This is a genomic window from Streptomyces sp. DI166 (assembly GCF_900091315.1).
GTDB lineage: Bacteria > Actinomycetota > Actinomycetes > Streptomycetales > Streptomycetaceae > Streptomyces > Streptomyces fuscus.
In genome coordinates this window covers 1-2,572 of record NZ_FLSP01000215.1, presented here as the reverse complement: position 1 = coordinate 2,572, position 2,572 = coordinate 1, and the positions used below count along the sequence as shown (strand labels likewise).

General features: G+C 71.5%; 3 protein-coding genes. All 3 read left to right on the top strand.

What is annotated here, in order from left to right; translation table 11 throughout:
* Window positions 1-396 (top strand): hypothetical protein (locus GA0115233_RS39855; protein WP_218063644.1); only part of this gene is annotated, 396 nt, incomplete at its 5' end.
* Window positions 397-491: 95 nt separating this feature from the next.
* Entirely contained in the window at window positions 492-1,511 is a 1,020-nt protein-coding gene (locus GA0115233_RS39850) for an NB-ARC domain-containing protein (RefSeq protein ID WP_176712126.1), read from the top strand.
* The coding region (locus GA0115233_RS39845) for a tetratricopeptide repeat protein (RefSeq protein ID WP_141689663.1) at window positions 1,508-2,572 on the top strand (1,065 nt) is incomplete at its 3' end. The genes GA0115233_RS39850 and GA0115233_RS39845, both read left to right, overlap by 4 nt.

Sequence of the window (2,572 nt, the reverse complement as noted above, 5' to 3'; positions counted from 1 at the left end):
CGGATGCGGATGCGGGCGCGGGCTGTGGGGCGATGGGCCGTGGCGGTGGTTGGTTCGGTCATGGCGTTCTTCGCCGTGGCGGTTCCCTGGGCCGTGGTGTCGGAGGGCGGCGATGATCCCTGGGATGTGATCGGGCCGGTGGCGGGCGTCGTCGCGGCCGGTGTGCTCGCGGCGCTGGGATTCTGGTCGGCGCAAGGGGCCGGGGCCACCGGTGCGCGGCGGGTGACGACTCTTCACGTGAGGCAGTCGGCGCGGGGCCGGGGCGGGATCAAGCAGACAGGACGGGACCACGGTGCGGGGGCTCGGTCGCGGCGGCCCGAGCACATGGACGTGCGCCAAAGAGCACGCGGTGACGGTACCGGCGATATCGACCAGGTCGGCGACAGCCGCTACTGACACGGGGGGCTGGGGTGCAGCGTCCAGGGCAGCGTCGTATCCGGCAGGGCGCGCGGACGGGCGGGAACGCGATGCAGGCCGGGCGGGACATGTACGTGCACGTTCCGCCGGCGCCCGCGCCGGAAGTGGAGTGGCCGGTGTGGGTCGGGAGCGTGCCGCGGCTGGCGGCGGCCTTCCAGCCACGCACCGACACACGGGAGACGGTCGAGCGGGCCCGCGCCGAGGGCAACGGTGGGGTGCTCTCCCAAGTCCTCTCGGGCGACGGGGGAGTCGGTAAGAGCCAGGTCGCGGCAGCCATCGCGCGGGAGTTACGGGACCGGGAACGCTCGCGCGGGGGCGGACTGGACCTCCTGATATGGGTCAAGGCCACTGAAACGGACCAGATCGCCGACGCGTACGCGGAAGCCGCGGCCCGCCTGGGACTTCCCGGAGGTTCCTCGGCCGACCGTGCCGCGGCGGCGGAGGCGTTCCTGGCCTGGCTGGCGGCCACTGAGCGACGGTGGCTGGTCGTGCTGGACGACGTCACCGACCCGGAAGCCGTCGACGCGTGGTGGCCGGACGGAAACCCTCGAAACGGAGGGGTCCTCGTCACTACACGGCGGAACGACGCCCGCCTGAGTGGTCAGGGCCGCACACTGATCCGGATCGGCCTGTACAGCCCGGAGGAGGCCCGCGCGTATCTCCGGCGGCGGCTCACCGATGCGGGCCACCCCCACCTCTACGACGCCGACGCGGCAGACCAACTCGCCGCGGAGCTGGGCCACTTGCCGCTCGCGCTCGGGCATGCCGCCGCCTACATGATCAACACACTCTGCACCACCGGCGACTACGTGAGGCTCCTGCGCGACGCCGACCACAAGCTGAGCGACGTGCTTCCGTCGAATGCGGACGCCGACCGCTACGGGAGCCCGGTGACCACCGCGCTCCTGCTCACCCTCGACGCCGTGCAGGGCGTGGACCGCAGCCACCTGGCGCGGCCCCTGCTGGAACTGGCCTCCCTCATGGACCCCCTCGGTCACCCCGCCGCCCTGTGGACCTCACCCCCCGCCGTGAGTCATCTGCGCACCACACGCACCAAGCGCCGCTGGTTCCTGCGGCGCAGCATCCAGCCGTGACCGAATCCGAGATCCGTGAGGCGCTGGGGTGTCTGCGCACCTATGCGCTGATAGCGCAGGACACCGCCACCGGCCCGATCCGGATGCACGCCCTCACCGCCCGGGCCGTACGCGAGACGATTCCCCCTGACGCTCTGCGGGGGATCGCCCGGACCGCGGCCGACGCCATCCTGAGCCTGTGGCCCGAACACGACCACCATGACCGGCCGTTGTCGGCATCACTGCGGACCAACACCATGCAGCTCGACAACCACACCCGCCCGGCACTGTGGCAGCCCACGACCCACGCGTGCATCAGCCGGGTCAGCGGGAGCCTCAGCGCGGCGGGCCTCCACCACCAGGCGCTGGCCTACGAGTTGGAAATCGTCGAGTGCAATATCCGGGCTCACGGGCCTGACCATCCGGACACCCTCGACGCCCGCGGCAACCTCGCCGGCACCTTCGCCAACGCCGGGCGCCTTCACGAAGCCCTCGATCTGAGCCGACAGGCCGTGGCCGACTACGAACGCGTTCTCGGTCCCGACGACCCTGGCACCCTCGCCACCCGCAACGTCCTGGTGATGGCGTGCGCCTCTGCCGGGCGCATCGAGGAAGCCCTCCAGCTCAGCCTACGGGTTCTGGCGGATCACGAACGGGTCCTCGGCCCCGTCGACCTCGGCACCCTCGATGCCCGCAACAACCTCGCCAACGTCTACGCCACCGCCGGGCGCGTGCGCGATGCGCTGGAGCTGCGTGAAGAGGTCCTGGCCGACTACGCGTTCCTGCTCGGGCCGCACCACCCCAGCACGCTCGACGCCCGTAACAATCTCGCCTTCTCCTACCACGATGCCGGGCGGGTGCGCGATGCGCTTGAGCTGTGGGAGGAGGTCGTGGCCGAGCACGAACACATCCTGGGCCCCCACCACCCCCGTACCGTCGACGCCCGGAGCAATCTCGCCACCTCCTACTTCGACGTCGGGCGGGTGCGGGAAGCCCTGGACCTGCGCGTGCGGGTCCTGGCGGACTTCGAGCGTGTCCTCGGCCCGCATGAGCCCGGGACCCTCAACGCCCGCAGCAACCTC